The sequence below is a fragment of the Exiguobacterium sp. s133 genome (genome assembly GCF_018618595.1).
GTDB classification, from domain to species: Bacteria; Bacillota; Bacilli; order Exiguobacteriales; family Exiguobacteriaceae; genus Exiguobacterium_A; species Exiguobacterium_A oxidotolerans.
In genome coordinates this window covers 88,747-106,445 of the sequence record NZ_JACSMK010000006.1, presented here as the reverse complement: position 1 = coordinate 106,445, position 17,699 = coordinate 88,747, and the positions used below count along the sequence as shown (strand labels likewise).

Sequence of the window (17,699 nt, the reverse complement as noted above, 5' to 3'; positions counted from 1 at the left end):
ATTTTTTTATTATTCAGCGCGAAGTTCAGTTGGTACTTTGCCGCGTTTCGAGACGACATTCAGGACGACGAGTGCGAGTAAGAAGGCGATAAGTGCACCGATGAAGCCGATGATTGATGAATCGGTTAAACCGAGCACAAGGTAGCCGACTGCCGATGTCGCTGCACCAACCAACGCATACGGAAGTTGTGTCGTGACGTGATCGATATGATGCGAACCGGCACCTGTCGAACTGAGAATCGTCGTATCGGAAATTGGTGAACAGTGGTCTCCGAAGACGGATCCGGCAAGAACGGCAGCGAGCGTCGGAAGTAAGAGATTCGGTTCGACCGCCATGATGAGGTCAGCACCGATCGGCAGCATGATACCGAATGTTCCCCAACTTGTACCTGTCGAGAATGCCATTAAGCTTGCAATCAAGAACAATAAGAAGGGGAGGTACGAAGCAGAAATCGACTTACTGACGAAGCTTGCTAAGTACTCACCTGTTTTCATGTCACCGATAACAGCGATGATTGTCCAAGCGAATAATAAGATGACGACAGCAGGCCACATGGATTTCATCCCAGCCCAGATGCTGTGTCCGTATTCGCGCGCCGGGATTTTCCGACCAATCAACATCAGGAAAGCAACGACTAAACTGATGACGACACCAGCAACGAGTGAACGTGTTACGTCTGTCGCTTCAAATGCACCAATCAACGTAAATGCACGATTGTCAGCAGCGAGTGCCTGAGCACCGGTAAAGAGTAATGCGGAAACTGTTGCAATGACGAGAACGATAATCGGAACGACGAGGTCACGTACTTTTCCACCTTCGTGTTCTTTGACTTCCTCTGCCATCCCCATCGGTGTTCCTTTACTTGCATCGAAAAGTTCACCTTTTAATGCACGAAGTTCATGCGTCCGCATCGGTCCGACCGCAATCCCTGTGTACGCGATGTAAAGCGTCAGCAATAGAGCGAAAATCGCATAGAAGTTGAGTGGCACGATCATCATGAAAGCACTGAATGCGGAATACTCCGTAATCGAATGTGTCGTTAAGATACCAGCGATGATCGAGATGATGAACGCTCCCCAACTTGAAAGCGGGCTGATGACACAGACTGGAGCAGCCGTCGAGTCAATAATATACGCAAGTTTTGCCCGCGAGACGCCACGACGGTCCGTTAACGGACGACTGACATTCCCGACAGCAAGACTGTTGAAGTAATCATCGATGAAGATTAAAATACCTAAACCAAATGCTGCGAGGCGAGCGCCGCGCGCTGTCTTGACGTGTGTTGTTGCCCATTCACCGAAGGCATGTGCACCGCCCGATGTTTGGATAAGCGTCGATAGAACACCGAGTAATAGTAAGAAGATGAGTAATAAGACGTTCCATTCATTTAACGCCCCATCCGCCCAAAATAGACTAAAGATGTTTTTGCCGAGATAGACGACCGTATCGATTGGATTAAAGCTATGCAGCAATAAAGCACCAATCAAAATACCGACACCAAGTGAAATAACGACTTTGCGCGTCACGATTGCAAGTGCGATTGCAATGACAGCTGGAATGAGCGCAACGATTGAATCTGAATAATTGACCATTGTGTGGTTCCTCCTCTTTTTTTAGAAGATGAGACCCATTGCATATAAAAAAGCAAGGGCACCGGCAACAAAGCCGACACCCTTGCTGGATGCGTCTTTCTTAGCCGAATTGGAGCGCTCCATACAAAACACGTATGGCAATCGAACGGGTATTTCCCAATTCGACCAGTACCATCAAGTCAGACACTTGACGATACTTCGGCAGCATTACCTTTCCTTGATCGTCCTCGTTGTCATCCTCAGATCAAATACTCATTAAGACCGCGCCTCTACCTCATCGATAGAATAGTCATATTCTTTTAATAAGAAAACCTTATCATATTTCAGAAAAAAGTTTCAAGTCTGTTTTTAAAAAAAGTAGTAAAGTCTGTTCAAAAGGAACAATGAAGTTATTCGGCGTTCATCCGATTTAAATGGGCAGCACCGATGACACCGGCATTTCCTTCCAATGCAGCTAAGCGAATGATTGTTTTTTGACGTAACGTCGGGTAGAGACGGGCATTGACGGCTTGTAAGAGCTCTTCCCAAAATAAATCGGCGGAAGCCGTAACACCGCCACCGATGATGACGGCTTCCGGATCAAGTGTGTGAATGATGTTCGCTACGCCTGTTGCTAAATGATTTACGAAACGAAGCCTTTCCTGTGTATTGCCAAGAAGTTGTGCAATAGAAGATTCATTTAATGAATCAGCCCGCGTCTGAAGAGCCGTACCGCTTGCTAATCCTTCGAGTGAGCCTTTGTTCAAGACGTGATGTTCCGGTCCAGAAGCATCGATGATCGTATTTCCGATTTCACCAGCATATCCGTGTGCGCCTCGAATCAACGTCTTTTGATAGACATATCCACCACCGATTCCTGTACTGACTGTCATGTAATAGATGGATGTATAGTCTTGTCCTGCCCCGAACAATGCTTCGCCGAGCGCGGCGGCATTTGCATCATTTTCAAGGGAAACCGGGATGTTGAAGAACTCTTCTAACGGGCGAACTAAATTTACATCGTCCCAACCCGGCAGGTTCGGAGGTGACAATAGCCGACCCGTTGCTGCATCAAGCGGACCAGGCGCTGCGATACCAATTCGTTCGACTTCAAATTCTTCAAGTAGCTTTTGGATGGCTTGTCTTAAATGTTTAATTGTATAGTCCGGGCCAGCAGCCGCCTCTGTCAAAAATCGATATTGTTTTACGACATGGTGCTGATTGATTGCGGCAACACGCGTGTGAGTCCCACCAAGATCAATTCCGATGTGAAGTCGTTGTTTCGGTGTTGGATTTGGACCAGTCAATAGAAGTTTCCCCTTTCCAGAAACGGTACAAGTTACTTTTGCCGGAATCAGAACCGTGTCTCCGGCGGTATAACGCAATTGGTTGATGATCAGCGTGCCACTGATGATAGTGATGACTTGGAAGGAAGTTCGTGGTGCAATCGTAATCATGTCATGGATGGCCCATTCCTCGACAAAAAAATAGGCGTTGGTTGTCAGTAGTCTTGAACAAAAAGAGGTCGGTACATAAGGCTCCTCGTACTGGAAATGAGGAAATTGAATGACTTCGAGTGCTTCTTTAAGGTGGAGTTGACGCGGTTTGTTGGTCGAATGGTCAATTCGATCGTAATCGTACAACCGGTACGTGGTATCAGAGTTCTGCTGGATTTCGATGACAAGACACCCTTCGGTTAAAGCATGAACAGTACCTGCTGGAACGTAAAAAAAATCGCCGGGTGAAACAGGCAAATCAATTAAGCCGGAAGTTAAATCGTCTTCACGGACAGCGCGCAACAAATCAGCTTTTGTTTTGAAGTCATGCCCATAAATAATGGTGGCGTCTGCCGGACAATCGACGATATACCAGCATTCATTTTTCCCGTAAGGCTGTCCTTCTAGGCGACAGGCATCATGATCGTCAGGATGGACTTGAACGGATAAATCATCCGCAGCGTCAATCCACTTAATGAGTAAAGGAAAAGCTTCCGTTGTGTCCATCCCAAAGATTTCAGGGTGATTTGACCATAAATCCCGTAGTGCATCACCGGAAAAACGTCCGGCATTCACCTTGGTTTGCCCGTTTTGGTGATCAGCCAAGGTCCAAGCTTCACCGATGTTTTGTTTGCCTAACGTATCAAATCCATATGCATCAAGCTTACATCCACCCCATATCCGCTCCTGTAAAATCGGCTCAAAACGAATCAGTTCTTCCATGATTGTTCCTCCTCCAAGTTGTTTTCGATTACAACACTACACTTTTTAAAAATAAAAATAAACAAAATAAAAATCAAGTATAGACATGGGTAGTAAAATCCGTATAATCAAAGTTGTAAGCGATTCCAAAACGCGGGAGGAATGGTTGAAATGAAAAAAATCATGTTGGCGTGTAGTTCAGGAATGTCGACGAGTATTCTCGTCACTAAGATGCAGGAACATGCCCAATCACTTGGTGAAGAGGCGACAATTTGGGCAGTCGGTCAAGACCAGGCTTTAAAAGAAATGGATGGAGCAGATGTTGTATTGATTGGTCCACAAATGCGCTTTTTATTATCAAAATTTCAACAAGCGACAGATAAACCAGTAGAAGTCATCGATATGATGGCGTACGGAATGGCCGACGGAAAAGCGGCCTATGAACAAGCCGTTAAGTTGATGGGGTGAAGAAATGAAAACAAATGAACAGACGATGGAACAAGTAGCATTCATGATGATTTTGCATAGTGGAAATGCGCGAAGTACGATTCGTGAAGCAATCGAAGTGTACAAGGAAGAATCATTTGAGGCATTTGAGCGGTTATTAACAGATGCCCGAGAACAGTTGCAAGAAGCGCACCAGATTCATTTCGGTCAAGTCCAAAAAGAAGCGAGCGGTGAGCCGACGACATTGTCTTTACTGCTTTTGCATGCAGAAGATCATTTGATGTCGACACAAACGATGCTTGATTTGACGTCAGGATTAGTTGAAATGATGGAACATAAATTTTCTCAAAAATAAGAGGAGGGATTGAAATGGCTGGTAATAGTAAGTGGTTCGATTTGTTGAGTCGTTTTCTGATGCCGATTGCGGCATATTTAAACAATAGCCGCTATCTTCAGACGTTACGTGACGCGTTCATGCTCGCTTTTCCGATTACGATGTTCGGTTCATTAATCGTTGTTATTGCGAATTTACCATTCTTAGATAAATTTATGTCGCCTGGAGTATTGGATGCTTTTAAAACTTCATTAGGAAACGCCCCCTCGGCGACGATGGGAATCATGTCACTATTCGTCGTCTTCGGTATCGGATATTATCTTTCGAAAAGCTATGATGTAGAAGCTGTTTTTGGTGGTGTAATCGCCCTTGTTTCTTTTTTACTTTTAACACCTTTCTTTGTAGCAGTCGAAAATGTTGCTGATCCTGTCGGAAATGTCATTCCACTTGACCGTCTCGGTGCAAAAGGCATGTTCCTTGCAATGATGACAGGGTTCTTAGCAGGAGAAATTTATCGATTTGTCGTTCAAAAAAACTGGACGATTAAAATGCCGGCTGGTGTGCCGACTGCTGTGGCTAAGTCATTTTCAGCTCTTGTGCCTGCACTTTTGACACTTTCCATTTTCCTTGGCATTAACATCGCTATCACCTCGCTTTTAGACACGAATCTCCACGATTTAATCTTTAATTTAGTTCAAAAACCACTCGTGAATCTTGGGAACGGTTTGGTTCCGACATTAATCGCCATCTTTTTTGTTCAATTGTTTTGGTTTTTCGGCCTGCATGGTCAAGTTATCGTCAATTCGGTCATGGATCCGATCTGGAACACTTTGTCACTTGAAAACTTAAACGCCTATACGGCGAATGGAGAACTCCCGAATATCATCAGTAAACAATTCATTGAAATTTATACAGTTGGAATTGGTGGTTCCGGTTCGACACTGGCTGTCGTCGTCGCAATCCTCCTTTTCATGCGCTCAAAACAGTTGAAGCAAATCGGTAAGTTATCGATCGGACCCGGAATCTTTAACGTCAATGAACCAATCATTTTCGGGTTACCAATCGTCATGAACCCCCTCATCATGATTCCCTGGATTTTTGCACCGTTGATTACCGTAACCGTTACTTATTTTGCGATGTCGACAGGAATCGTTCCGCCGCCAACAGGAGTTGCTGTGCCTTGGACGGTGCCGATGTTTATCAGTGGCATGATGGCAACGAATTCACTGGCGGGCGGATTGTTACAACTCGTCAACTTCGCCATTATCATGGCAGTGTGGTTCCCATTCCTAGTCTTCATTGACCGCTTGAATATGAAAAAAGAACGAGAAGAAGCGAATGTTGCCGGAGATGAAAATCAACATGTAGGTTGAATTCAAAAATAGAGATAGGACGTGGATGAGATGAATCAAACGGAAGTTACGACGGCAAAAGAACAAAAGTATACGTTCCCTGCAGATTTTTGGTGGGGAACAGCAGCTTCAGCGACACAAACGGAAGGTGCAGCATTTGAGGGTGGAAAAGGACCGAACATTTGGGATCATTGGTACGAACAAGAACCGAATCGCTTTTTCGATGGTGTAAATGCAACGGTAGCCTCTGATTTTTATTATCGTTATGAAGAAGATATTGCGTTGATGAAAGAACTCGGACACAACTCGTTTCGAATCTCGATTTCCTGGTCACGTCTTTTTCCTGAGGGGCAGGGGGAAATGAATCCGATTGCCATTGATTTCTATAATCGTGTGATTGACGAATTGATTGCAGCGGACATCGAACCGTTCGTAAATCTATATCACTTTGATATGCCGCTTGCACTGCAAAACATCGGTGGCTGGGAAAGTCGTGCCGTCGTCACCGCCTATACAGAATATGCTAAAACGTGCTTTTCACTATTCGGAGATCGTGTCAGTAAATGGTTTACGCATAATGAGCCAATCGTCCCGGTAGAAGGTGGCTATTTATACGACTTCCACTACCCGAACGTTGTTGATTTCAAGCGTGCCGTTCAAGTGGCCTATCATTCGATTTTATCGAGTGCACTTGCAATACAGGCCTATAAAGAAACAGAGCAGACGGGTGAAATTGGCATCATCTTGAATTTAACGCCATCTTATCCTCGAAGCCAAAATGCTGGGGATGTGAAAGCGGCCCAAGTAGCCGACGTATTGTTCAATCGTTCCTTCTTGGATCCTTCCGTACTCGGAACGTTCCCGGCCGAATTGGTCGATTTATTGGAACAACAAGGTGCTTTGCCCGAGGTCGTTCAAGGTGACCTGGAACTCATCGCGAAAAATACCGTTGATTTACTCGGAATTAATTACTATCAACCACGACGCATCAAAGTAAAAGAGCACCTTCCGCATCCAGATGCACCTTTCATGCCGGAGCATCTGTTCGATTATTACGAGATGCCGGGAAGAAAAATGAATCCATATCGTGGCTGGGAAATCTACGAAAAGGGAATTTACGATATTTTGACGAACCTGCGAGAGAATTACGGGAACATCAAGTGTTTTGTTTCTGAAAATGGAATGGGTGTAGAAGGGGAGGAACGTTACCGGGACGAGGACGGCAGTGTTCAGGACGATTATCGCATCGATTTCATCGCCTCTCACTTGCAATGGATGCATCGTGCGCTGAAGGAAGGATCAAACGTCAAAGGTTATCACTTATGGACGTTCATGGATAACTGGTCTTGGAGCAATGCCTATAAAAACCGTTACGGTTTTGTCGGACTCGATCTCGCGACCCAAAAACGAACGGTCAAGAAAAGCGGCCATTGGTTCAAACAATTGATTGAAGAGCAAGGATTTACGAAATAACTGAAAAGATGATTAGGATGTCTAGTCCTGATCATCTTTTTTTGTTATATTATTTTTATATGTCTATACATGGGGTGAAGTCATGTCTATAAAGAAACAACCGAAATATGAGAAAATTGCTGATGAACTTCGCAAACGAATCCTAAATGGGGGATATGATGTCGATCAGGCGATGCCGGACGAAATCAACTTAGCAGAAGAATTCGAAGTCAGCCGGATGACGATGAAGAGAGCACTTGAGATTCTCGTCTTAGAAGGAATTATTTACCGACAACGGGGACAAGGGACGTTTATTTTACCATCGAATTTTTCACAAGGACGTATTAACGTTCTGAACAAAGAATCGCAAGGATTGACCAAATTGCTTGGGGAACGGGCTGTTAAAAGCGAAGTACTTCAATTTGAGGTGCGCTTTCCGGAGAAGGAAGTCGCACGACATTTGATGATTGAGCAAACGGATCCGGTCTATGAAATTAGACGTGTCCGCTACGTCGAAGGAGAGGCTTACGTGATTGAGCATACATTCATGCCTTCCTCCTTGATTACAGGTTTAACGAAGGCGATTCTCGATCAATCGATTTACCGCTATATTCAAGAAGAACTTGGTTATACGATTACGAGCTCGCACAAAATGATCCGTGCAGATAAACCGAATGAATGGGATCAAAAATATCTTGGAAATCTCGAAACCGATCCTGTCATCGAAGTGGAACAAGTCGTTTTTTTAGGGAACGGAAAACCATTTGAATATTCATTTTCGCGGCACCGGTATGACAAATTCGTGTTCACATCTGTGCATATCGGTCGATAAGAAGTCCCTGACGTCTCAGCGCGAAGCTGGTACGACAGGGACTCTTTTTTTGATTTAATCCGAACGCGTGAAGTAGTGAATCAATTGTTGGTTGAGGTAGGAACGGTTGTCTTCGAATTGACGTTTACGATGGCCATTGGCACCAGAGGGATGAGGAAAACCCGATAAAAGAAAATGTTTTCGAATCCGTCCTTGATGAAGTAAGGTCCGGACCGTCGCCTCAACGATTCGGCCGAGCGGAATAATCAGGGCAGGTTCATTTAATTGATTCAATTCTGCTGCGAAGTGTTCATACGCATAGTGTCGGAGTAAAGGGATACGATCTATCTTCGGTTGATGACCACTGTAGTTTTTCCCGCGATAGAAAACAGGATGTTTTAAGATGGAGGTCGCATGGAGTAACTCCTGGTGTTCATTAAATAAAGTAGCGGTCGTCGGAATCGACAGCATTGTCGCAAAATCAAGTTCGTCCAGCATCGTTACGAGATTTCGACGCATCACACCGGAAAAGCTAGCTGAATAATTGGCGATTTTTGCCGCTTCCTCTAACGAAACGCCATGGTGTAAGGCATCGGCCATCTCTTCGAACGCGATTCGCATCTGTTCAAGTCCTGGCGTAATTCCGACGATAATGACTTTTGCGAAAGGATTGATGTAGTCACCGATTGGGGAATAATAGACCGATAACTCATGTTCCGTTTGCAATAAAAAATCTTCTGTACAAATATCTTCTCGTGTCAACGACCGGTCGACAGGCAAATCTCGAATGACTTGTTCAAAAATCGTTAAGGAATCAATCATAATATGTCCTCTCTCTCTAGTATTGGACATATAATAACAATAAATGGAACGATATACAATTTAACCCTTGTTAAATATTGTGCGAGGTTAATTGCAAAATAACGTTTGAAAAATTAAATCCCCGAATCGATTTAAGGATTCGAGGATTTAAGTCGTATCGATTAACGTGTACTTTCTTTTACAGAAGCGACTTCATAGGTGATGATTTCACTGCCGAGCATCGGTGACTCCTGTGCCTCGCCTTCTTGCTGCGCAGGACGCTTATGCGATTCCTTGAAGTCATCACTGTTCCGCCATGCTTCGAAGTGCTTCATGTCTTCCCAGTACATGTTGACGTTCATTTCGTCATGTTCTTCGATATTTTGCGTTAAGAGAACTTCGACACGAATGAATCCGTCCATCGAGTCGAGACCACTCGGGCGTGTGAAGCGAGGTGCTAGTGCAGCAGCCATCCCTTTTTTGACTTTAATCCGGTTCGTTACGACGATCATAAAAACATCCCCTTTTATCGAATTACGTACCTCTTTAGTATAGTACGATGGAGAAAACAATGCTTGAAAGAAGGAAATTGAACTATGAATGAACAAGAATATGAAACGCGGCTCCACATTAAAACGATTGATGTCCAGCACCTCTACAATGCCTTCAGTCACTATAACCGTTATGAACCGACCCCATATGCAGCCCTGGATGAGCTATGCGCGGTCTATCCGTTTCATCCTGAGGATACGGTGATTGATTTTGGGTGCGGGAAGGGACGACTGAACTTTTATCTTCACGATCGGTTTGACTGTTCCGTCATCGGAATCGAGATGAACGGTCAGTTTTATGAGGATGCACTGACGAATCAGATGAATTACTTAAAAAAAGTTAAAAAACGGCGCGGGAGTCTTCAATTTGAACATGTCTATGCAGAAAGTTATCCGATTCCGGTAGAAGCGACAAAATTTTATTTTTTTAACCCTTTTTCCGTTCAAATTTTTATCAAGGTCGTCAACCACATCTTACAGTCGGTCGAGCAGGCGCCACGGACCATCGATTTGATTCTTTATTATCCGGCAGATGAATACCGGTATTTTTTAGAGAACCAGACGGCGTTCGAACAAATCGAGGAAGTCCGGTTACGCGATTTATTCGAAAAAAATCATGATGAACGGTTTGTGATTTATCGATTCGCTACGTCCGACACGATGACAGAACGGGTATAACTAACTGTAGCCATTTCTTAAAAAAGAAATGAGGCGGTTGAAGTGATTCATCTCGAACATGTCACGAAAGCGTTCGCGTCGGGTAAAGGAATATTCGATGTCAGTTTTTCTGTCGAGCCGGGAATGGTCTTTGGTTTCATTGGTCCGAATGGGGCAGGGAAATCAACGGCACTTCGTCAATTGATGGGCTTGATTGCTGCTGACTCCGGTCATGCGACGATTGGTGGATTTGATTGCTGGGTTGAAACAAAAGAAGTGAAACGACTCGTCGGTTATCTGCCGGGAGAAATCAGTTTGCCGGGAGACTTTACGGGAGACCACATCTTACAGTTGATGCAACAATTGCATGGTGGGGACCGGAAGCGTCAAGCGGATTTACTTGAGCGCTTTCCGTTCGATCCGAAAACGAAGGTGCGGAAGATGTCTAAAGGTACAAAACAAAAACTCGCACTCGTCGGATGTTTCATGAAGGACGCACCGGTCTATCTCCTTGATGAACCGACGAGTGGACTCGATCCATTGATGCAGGAACGATTTCTGACGTGGTTAGAGGAAGAACGTCGCCTCGGAAAAGCAATCTTGATGAGTTCGCACCACTTCCCGGAGATGGAGAAGTCGTGCGACCGAGCAGCGTTGATAAAAAATGGACGAATCATCGTTGAATCCGATATCCATGAACTGATCCGGTCGAGCCGGAAACAGTATACGGTCGAATTCGGTCTTGCTGCACAGGCGGAACAATTTGCGATTCAAGTCGGGGCGACGCAAAAACAACAACGTGTCTCCTTTTTGACAAGTGACCAATTGACACTGAATCAAGTTCTCCGTCTTCTGACTGCGTACGATATTCGTTCGATTCAGACGACGGCTGATGATTTGGAGCATGTCTTTTTGCACTATTACGGGGAGGGTGACGAATCATGAGCGTGGTCGTCTGGTCTTTACTCAAGCAGAACGTCAAACCGATCGTTGCCTATTCACTTGGTACCAGTTTGTACTTATTGTTGCTCGCCGCCTTGTATCCATCGATGATGAAGACCGGTCTGCTCGAGGCAAAACTCGAAGCTCTCCCAAAAGAATTGTTACAGGCATTCCAATATGACAAGGTGACGTTCAATAATCTGCTCGATCTCTTAGCCGGCAATTATTACGGCTTGATTTTTCAAGTTATTGCGACGTTTTATATGTTGTCCCTCGCGGCACGGTTACTTGCCCGTCCGATCGACAATGGCGAATTGATTTTATATCTAGCATCCCCGATCACGCGGATTCAATATACGGCAGCAGCGCTCATCGTCATGCTGATTGCGAGTACCTGTCTCATTCTATTGAATGGGCTCGTTTTACTGATGGCGGACTGGACGATGTCTGGTATCTCGATTGATGGTATGACTTTATTGCGACTGCAAGTCAATGCCTTGTTTTTGCTGTATGCGGTTGCTGGTTTCACGTTGTTTATCACGACACTCTTTGACGATGAGCGTCGTGCCTTTTCCGTCGCTGCCGGTGTCCTCGTCTTCTCGATTGTCTTGACGATTGGAGCGGGCTTAAGTGAAAAAACGGACTGGATGCGTTATGGATCGATCTTCAGTTTGTTTGATACGGGACGATTGCTGGCGGAGACAGAACATTTACTGTTGCACATCCTTCTACTTGTGCTAATCTGTCTGATGTTCAGTAGTTTTGCTTTTATCAGTTTTCGAAAACGGAATTTATCGATTTGAGGCATTTTTTTGACAAAATAAAGCGAAACAGCCTTTCGAAATCTACAGAAAGTGAACATTTAGGATTTGAACGTTGCGTAAGTGCCCGATTTTTACTAAGATAAAGGAATGTTATAGTTCTGGAAAAAGAAATGAGGTCTCACTAATGAATAAACCATCCATTTATGGATTAACAATTGAGCAGATGACAGACTGGTTATCGCATCAAGGTCACAAGCCGTTCCGTGCGAAGCAGGTTTGGGATTGGCTTTATCGTAAACGTGTCACTACTTTCGCTGAAATGACGAATGTCAACAAGGATTGCCTTGAGTTGTTAGATCAGAGTTTTGCGATTGGCTCGATGACAGAATCAGTTAAACAAGAATCAGCGGACGGAACAATCAAGTTCCTCTTCAAGTTGTATGACGGCAGTTTGATTGAAACAGTCCTCATGCGTCACAAATACGGACTCTCTGTCTGTGTGACGACACAAGTCGGTTGTAACATCGGCTGCAGCTTCTGCGCGAGTGGATTGATTAAGAAGAGCCGCGATTTGTCAGCTGGTGAAATCGTCGAACAAATCATGAACGTCCAACATCACCTCGATGCTGTCGGTAAAGAAGAACGTGTCAGCCACGTCGTCGTCATGGGTATCGGTGAGCCGTTTGATAACTTCGACAACATGGTCGACTTCTTGAACGTCATCAAAGATCACAACGGTCTTGCGATCGGTGCACGTCACATCACTGTTTCGACAAGTGGTCTTGCTGATAAAATCTACAAATTCGCAGATTTAAAACTTCAAGTGAACTTGGCGATTTCATTGCACGCACCAAACAACGAGTTGCGCACACAAATCATGAAAATCAACCGTGCGATTCCACTCGAAAAATTGATGCCTGCCATCGATTATTACGTGAAGACGACGAATCGTAAAATTACGATTGAGTACATCTTACTTCGTGGAGTCAATGACCAAAAAGCACAAGCAATCGAACTTGCGAAATTATTCGAAGACAAACGTCACTTGACGTATGTCAACTTGATTCCGTACAACCCGGTTGATGAGCATGGTCAATATCAACGGAGTACGTCAGAAGATATCTCGACATTCTACGATACGTTGAAAAAGAACGGTCTCAACTGTGGTGTTCGTCTCGAGCACGGGACAGACATCGATGCAGCATGTGGACAGTTACGTAGTAAACAAATCAAAAAAGATAAAGTCGCAGCAAAATAAGCAAGTGGAGCTTCCTGTCACTCTGACGGGAAGCTCTTTTGACGTCCTGCGGAAAGTAGCGCATAATGAGAGGTCATGAGATGTACGGTCAATTCGAAACTATATAATAAATGAGGGATTCACATGCCAAAAAAACCATTCACTGATTTTCAACTCAGTTCACCAATTTTAGAAGCGATTGAACAACTTGGTTACCATACTCCGACGGATGTCCAACAAGCCGTCATTCCGGTCGCCTTGTCTGAAAAAGATATCATCGTCAAATCACGCACAGGAAGCGGGAAAACGGCATCGTTCGGCATTCCACTCTGTGAACTCGTCGAGTGGGAAGAAAATAAACCACAAGCGCTAATTTTGACACCGACACGTGAACTGGCGCTGCAAGTCACGGAAGACGTGATGAACATCGGGCGTTACAAGCGGATTAAAGCGACAGCCGTTTTCGGGAAACAGCCGTTCCGTGGTCAGGTCACGGAATTAAAACAGAAGACCCATATCGTCGTCGGAACACCAGGTCGTGTGCTCGATCACCTCGAGCGAGGGACACTTTCGCTTGAAAAGGTCAAATACCTTGTCCTGGATGAAGCGGATGAGATGCTGAACATGGGCTTCCTCGAGCAAGTCGATACGATTTTAAAACAACTGCCGACACAACGGACGACGATGTTGTTCTCAGCGACGTTCCCGCAAGACATTCACAAGCTGAGCGAACGTTACATGCAGTCGCCGAAAGAGGTCGAAATCACGACAAATGCAACCGAAATCGCTCAAATCGATCACAGTTATATTTCTGTAACCGATAAGACGAAATTTGCAATCCTGAAAGACGTCACGGTCGTCGAAAATCCGGACCGTTGTATGATTTTCTGCCGGACGAAAGAACATGTCGATTTTGTCGCCCAAGGACTGACGGCGATGGAGTATCCGGTCGAGAAAATTCACGGCGGGATGGAACAGGACGAGCGCCTTGCGGTCATGAAGGCATTCCGTGCAGGCGAATTCCGTTACTTGGTCGCGACAGACGTCGCAGCACGTGGAATTGACATCGAAAACATCACCCACGTCATCCAGTACGACATGCCGGTCGAAAAAGAAAGTTATGTGCACCGGACGGGTCGGACAGGGCGTGCGGGCGCAATGGGGAAAGCAATCAGCCTCGTGACGGAAGCGGATATGCGCCGTCTTCGTGAAGTCGAACAGTACCGTGGCGAAGCAATCGAAAAACGTCAAGCACCGACGGAACGTGAATTGATTCGGACGGCAGATGCGTTCGAAGAGAAAATCACGACGACGGATGTCCGCACATCAAAAACACAACAACTGAACGCTGACATCATGAAGCTCTATTTCAATGGCGGGAAGAAAAAGAAACTTCGGGCCGTTGATTTTGTCGGAACGATTGCGAAAATCGAAGGGATGACTGCTCAGGATATCGGGATCATCACGATTCAAGATACGGTAACGTATGTCGAGATTCTGAACGGTAAAGGGCCACTCGTCTTACGCGCGATGAAGACGACGAAGGTCAAAGGGAAACAACTGAAAGTATATGAAGCGTTTAAAAAATAAGAACTGAATGAAAAACAGCCGTTTTGAGAGAGCTTTACTCTCCCGAAACGGCTGTTTTTTGCTGTAAGACTTGTCCGAGGTGGAGACCGCTCGCCGCTGCTTGCGAAAGCGAATGGGTCGCGCCGGAACAATCCCCGATTGCATACAGTCCCGTGATGTCTGTTTCGAAGTCGCGGGAGGTCGCGAGGACCGGAGCGTAAAACTTCCCGTCCATTCCGTAAAGCAATGTATCAGGGGAGAGCGGAGTTTCGAGCAAACGTTCGAGCCGCTCGAAAAATCCGAGTAACACGGTGAGATCTGTGTCCGGGACCTCGTCGAGCAGGTTTCCTGGTGTTGCTTCGAGCGTCGGGACGACTTGATTGTGAGCGATTCCGGTTGCTGTAGAAGCTACACCGGCAAGCAAGTCACCGAGACGTTGGACGACAATCCGGTCCGACCCCTGGTTGATTTGTCCGATGACTGAAGTCGCAAATTGATTCGCTGCGGTCAACGTATCGAAATAGCGTGGTAAAAACAACGTGAAGTTTAAATTTGCCGTCCCCGTCGTCTGTTCGCGGAAATTTTGTCCGTCCGGCATGACGAGACCTTCTTGATATTTGCGGATGATCCGACCGGTCGGATTCATGCAGTAGGTGACGGCCGTTCCAGCGTCAGATGCGTATGCCAGTTTCGTTTCGAACGTGTCCTGTAATACAGTCCGAAAAGGCGCTTCATCCATTTCAATCCGAATCCCGAGGTCGAGTCGTGTTTTCGTTTGCACCAGACCGAGCTGCTTTAGCTGCTGGCGCATCCAGTCCGTTCCGGAACGTCCGGTCGCAAGCACGACTCGTCGGCTCGAGAACGTCTCTGACGCTGTTTTGAGTGTGAATGTAGTATCCGCTTGTTTCTGTATCTGTTCGACTTGCGTCGAAAAGCGGAACGTGACCTTCTGCATCAACATGTCCTCCAGTCGGGCGAGCACCTGTTTCGTAAGTGAAGTTCCGAGATGACGGACGGACGTCTCGATTGTATGTAAACCAGCGTCTTCAGCACGCGCCGCAAATGACGCATTATGAGTGGAATACAAAGGGACCTCCAGTGCTCCGTACTGACACAGGACAGCATCGACTTGTTGCATTAAGCGAAGTGTCGCTTCCGGACCTAACTTTTGTTCCAGTTCGCCCCCGAACTCTGTTGAATAATTGTATTTTCCTTCTGATTTACCGAGTCCGCCAAAGCCGAGGTAAGCGTCTGTCACGGTTCTTTCGGCTAACGGTTTTCCGGCGTCAATCACTAAGACGGATTGTCCGTCCTGTACGAGTTCGTGTGCCAGAAAAATTCCGGCGACACCTGCGCCGATGATCGTTACGTCATACACCTGCATCCGCTCCTTTTTCGTTCAGTATACAAAAGGATTGACTGGAACTGAATTTAAATGCAAAGGAGGGACAGGAGATATAGCAAAAAGCACCCCGTAAAACGAGGTGCTCAGCGTGAAGACAAACGCTTATGAAGCGTGAACATGTTATATCGAGAGGCAATCCGTTTGCGCTTCCCTGTCACGCCTCGCCCGAGGAAAGCAACGAAAAAAGACGCTTTTATCTCCCGATAGAACTTTGTCTACAGTCGAAGCACCCCGTTAAAACGAGGTGCTCTCTTCGTCGTGCGGATTGCTTATTTCCAATCTGTGATGTCGTTGATTGGAAGACGGACTGATGGATATCCTGCGTCAACGGCTTTCCCGATTGAAAGGAGCATGACAGGGAGGTAACGATCTTTATCCATGCCGAAAGCTTCAGCGATTTGATCTTTTTCGTACCCACCGATTGGGTTCGTATCGTAACCGTGCGCACGAGCGACGAGCATCAATTGCATGGAAACAAGACCGGAGTCGATCAAGATGCTGTCACGAAGTGTGTCTGTATCTTCTGGGCTGTAGAATCCTTTAATTGCTGGTACTTGGCGATCGCGGACTTCTTGCGGCATAAGCCCTTTTTCAACAGCCATGTCGTAGATTGTATCGATGCTATCAACCGCATTCATGTCGCCGAACACAGCGATGACAGCAGATGATGTCTCGACTTGGACTTGGTTGAACTTCGCGAGTGGAGCGAGTGTCGCTTTTCCTTCTTCGCTGTCGATGACGAGGAAACGCCATGGTTGCATGTTGACGGAAGACGGTGCGAGTGTTGCTTCTTCAAGAATTTGTGTCATTTCTTCTTTTGAGATTTTTACGTCCGTGTCGTAGTTGCGGATTGAGCGACGGCCTTTTACGATTTCCATAAAGTCAGTAGTTGTTTGAGTTGTCATAGTATTCAATCTCCCTTGTTGTGTTCTCTATTTTTTGATGAAGCGAATCGAACTTATTTCCAGTCTGCGATATCGTTGATTGGAAGACGGACTGATGGGTATCCTGCATCAACAGCTTTCCCGATTGAAAGGAGCATGACTGGTACATAACGATCTTTATCCATGCCGAAAGCTTCAGCGATTTGATCTTTTTCGTATCCACCGATCGGGTTCGTATCATAACCGTGTGCGCGAGCGACGAGCATCAATTGCATGGAAGCAAGACCTGAGTCGATCAAGATGCTGTCTTTAAGTGCACTAGCAGGAACGTTTTCATACATACCTTTGATTGCCGGAACTTGACGGTCGCGGACTTCTTGCGGCATAAGTCCTTGTGCGACGGCCGTATCGTAAATGTTTTCAAGTTGATCGATGGCATTCATGTCACCGAAGACAGCGATGACAGCAGATGATGTCTCGACTTGGACTTGGTTGAACTTCGCGAGTGGAGCGAGCGTCGCTTTTCCTTCTTCGCTGTCGATGACGAGGAAACGCCATGGTTGCATGTTGACGGAAGACGGTGCGAGTGTTGCTTCTTCAAGAATTTGTGTCATTTCTTCTTTTGAGATTTTTACGTCCGTGTCGTAGTTGCGGATTGAACGACGGCCTTTTACGATTTCCATAAAGTCAGTAGATGTTTGTGTTGTCATGAGTAAGCTCTCC

17 protein-coding genes and 1 riboswitch are annotated in these 17,699 nt (G+C 45.8%); of the genes, 10 read left to right on the top strand and 7 right to left on the bottom strand.

Annotated elements, in window-relative coordinates; all coding sequences use genetic code 11:
* Nucleotides 1–9: 9 nt before the first annotated feature.
* The gene (locus KNP96_RS09985) at nt 10–1,593 is read right to left on the bottom strand and encodes a Na+/H+ antiporter NhaC family protein (RefSeq protein WP_088838252.1); all 1,584 of its coding nucleotides are present in this window, start codon (nt 1,591–1,593) and stop codon (nt 10–12) included.
* Nucleotides 1,594–1,697: 104 nt separating this feature from the next.
* A riboswitch (Lysine riboswitch) is annotated at nt 1,698–1,873 on the bottom strand.
* Nucleotides 1,874–1,982: 109 nt separating this feature from the next.
* Nucleotides 1,983–3,791 (bottom strand): type I phosphomannose isomerase catalytic subunit, encoded by a 1,809-nt coding sequence (locus tag KNP96_RS09980; RefSeq protein ID WP_214770253.1) that lies wholly within the window; start codon nt 3,789–3,791, stop codon nt 1,983–1,985.
* A gap of 150 nt (nt 3,792–3,941) precedes the next feature.
* Here KNP96_RS09980 and KNP96_RS09975 point away from each other — a divergent pair, with 150 nt between their 5' ends.
* From KNP96_RS09975 to KNP96_RS09955, 5 genes are all read left to right on the top strand, one after another.
* Nucleotides 3,942–4,238 (top strand): PTS sugar transporter subunit IIB, encoded by a 297-nt coding sequence (locus KNP96_RS09975; RefSeq protein ID WP_088838250.1) that lies wholly within the window; start codon nt 3,942–3,944, stop codon nt 4,236–4,238.
* 4 nt (nt 4,239–4,242) lie between these two features.
* On the top strand, nt 4,243–4,572 hold the full coding sequence (locus KNP96_RS09970) for a PTS sugar transporter subunit IIA (protein ID WP_088838249.1): 330 nt from the start codon (nt 4,243–4,245) through the stop codon (nt 4,570–4,572).
* Nucleotides 4,573–4,586: 14 nt separating this feature from the next.
* Complete coding sequence (celB, locus tag KNP96_RS09965) at nt 4,587–5,924, top strand: PTS cellobiose transporter subunit IIC (protein WP_088838248.1); 1,338 nt, start codon at nt 4,587–4,589, stop codon at nt 5,922–5,924.
* Nucleotides 5,925–5,954: 30 nt separating this feature from the next.
* Nucleotides 5,955–7,376 (top strand): glycoside hydrolase family 1 protein, encoded by a 1,422-nt coding sequence (locus KNP96_RS09960; protein WP_088838247.1) that lies wholly within the window; start codon nt 5,955–5,957, stop codon nt 7,374–7,376.
* Between the two features lie 82 nt (nt 7,377–7,458).
* Nucleotides 7,459–8,187 carry a GntR family transcriptional regulator gene (locus KNP96_RS09955; protein WP_088838246.1) on the top strand — a complete coding sequence of 243 codons (729 nt, stop codon included), beginning with the start codon at nt 7,459–7,461 and terminating at the stop codon, nt 8,185–8,187.
* Nucleotides 8,188–8,241: 54 nt separating this feature from the next.
* Here KNP96_RS09955 and KNP96_RS09950 read toward each other — a convergent pair whose 3' ends face one another.
* On the bottom strand, nt 8,242–8,988 hold the full coding sequence (locus KNP96_RS09950) for a uracil-DNA glycosylase family protein (protein WP_088838245.1): 747 nt from the start codon (nt 8,986–8,988) through the stop codon (nt 8,242–8,244).
* A gap of 161 nt (nt 8,989–9,149) precedes the next feature.
* On the bottom strand, nt 9,150–9,479 hold the full coding sequence (locus KNP96_RS09945) for a heme oxygenase (protein WP_029332105.1): 330 nt from the start codon (nt 9,477–9,479) through the stop codon (nt 9,150–9,152).
* A gap of 84 nt (nt 9,480–9,563) precedes the next feature.
* Between KNP96_RS09945 and KNP96_RS09940 the strand changes: the two genes are divergently transcribed.
* From KNP96_RS09940 to KNP96_RS09920, 5 genes are all read left to right on the top strand, one after another.
* Nucleotides 9,564–10,196, top strand: coding sequence for a methyltransferase (locus KNP96_RS09940; protein WP_214766294.1), 633 nt, complete (start codon nt 9,564–9,566; stop codon nt 10,194–10,196).
* A 42-nt stretch (nt 10,197–10,238) separates the two neighbouring features.
* Nucleotides 10,239–11,120: an ABC transporter ATP-binding protein gene (locus KNP96_RS09935; RefSeq protein ID WP_214770251.1), complete on the top strand. Its 882-nt coding sequence runs from the start codon at nt 10,239–10,241 to the stop codon at nt 11,118–11,120.
* Nucleotides 11,117–11,920: an ABC transporter permease subunit gene (locus KNP96_RS09930; protein ID WP_214770249.1), complete on the top strand. Its 804-nt coding sequence runs from the start codon at nt 11,117–11,119 to the stop codon at nt 11,918–11,920. Before KNP96_RS09935 ends, KNP96_RS09930 begins: the two co-directional genes overlap by 4 nt.
* A gap of 145 nt (nt 11,921–12,065) precedes the next feature.
* Nucleotides 12,066–13,139: a dual-specificity RNA methyltransferase RlmN gene (rlmN, locus tag KNP96_RS09925; protein ID WP_088838241.1), complete on the top strand. Its 1,074-nt coding sequence runs from the start codon at nt 12,066–12,068 to the stop codon at nt 13,137–13,139.
* Between the two features lie 123 nt (nt 13,140–13,262).
* Nucleotides 13,263–14,708: a DEAD/DEAH box helicase gene (locus KNP96_RS09920; protein WP_214770247.1), complete on the top strand. Its 1,446-nt coding sequence runs from the start codon at nt 13,263–13,265 to the stop codon at nt 14,706–14,708.
* A gap of 34 nt (nt 14,709–14,742) precedes the next feature.
* Here KNP96_RS09920 and KNP96_RS09915 read toward each other — a convergent pair whose 3' ends face one another.
* The 3 genes from KNP96_RS09915 to KNP96_RS09905 all read right to left on the bottom strand — a co-directional run bounded on the left by KNP96_RS09915 (nt 14,743) and on the right by KNP96_RS09905 (nt 17,686).
* Entirely contained in the window at nt 14,743–16,065 is a 1,323-nt protein-coding gene (locus KNP96_RS09915; protein WP_214770244.1) for an NAD(P)/FAD-dependent oxidoreductase, read from the bottom strand.
* Nucleotides 16,066–16,361: 296 nt separating this feature from the next.
* Nucleotides 16,362–16,997, bottom strand: a complete 636-nt coding sequence (locus KNP96_RS09910; RefSeq protein ID WP_029332098.1) for a nitroreductase family protein — start codon at nt 16,995–16,997, stop codon at nt 16,362–16,364.
* 53 nt (nt 16,998–17,050) lie between these two features.
* Entirely contained in the window at nt 17,051–17,686 is a 636-nt protein-coding gene (locus KNP96_RS09905; RefSeq protein ID WP_088838238.1) for a nitroreductase family protein, read from the bottom strand.
* Between the last annotated feature and the right edge of the window lie 13 nt (nt 17,687–17,699).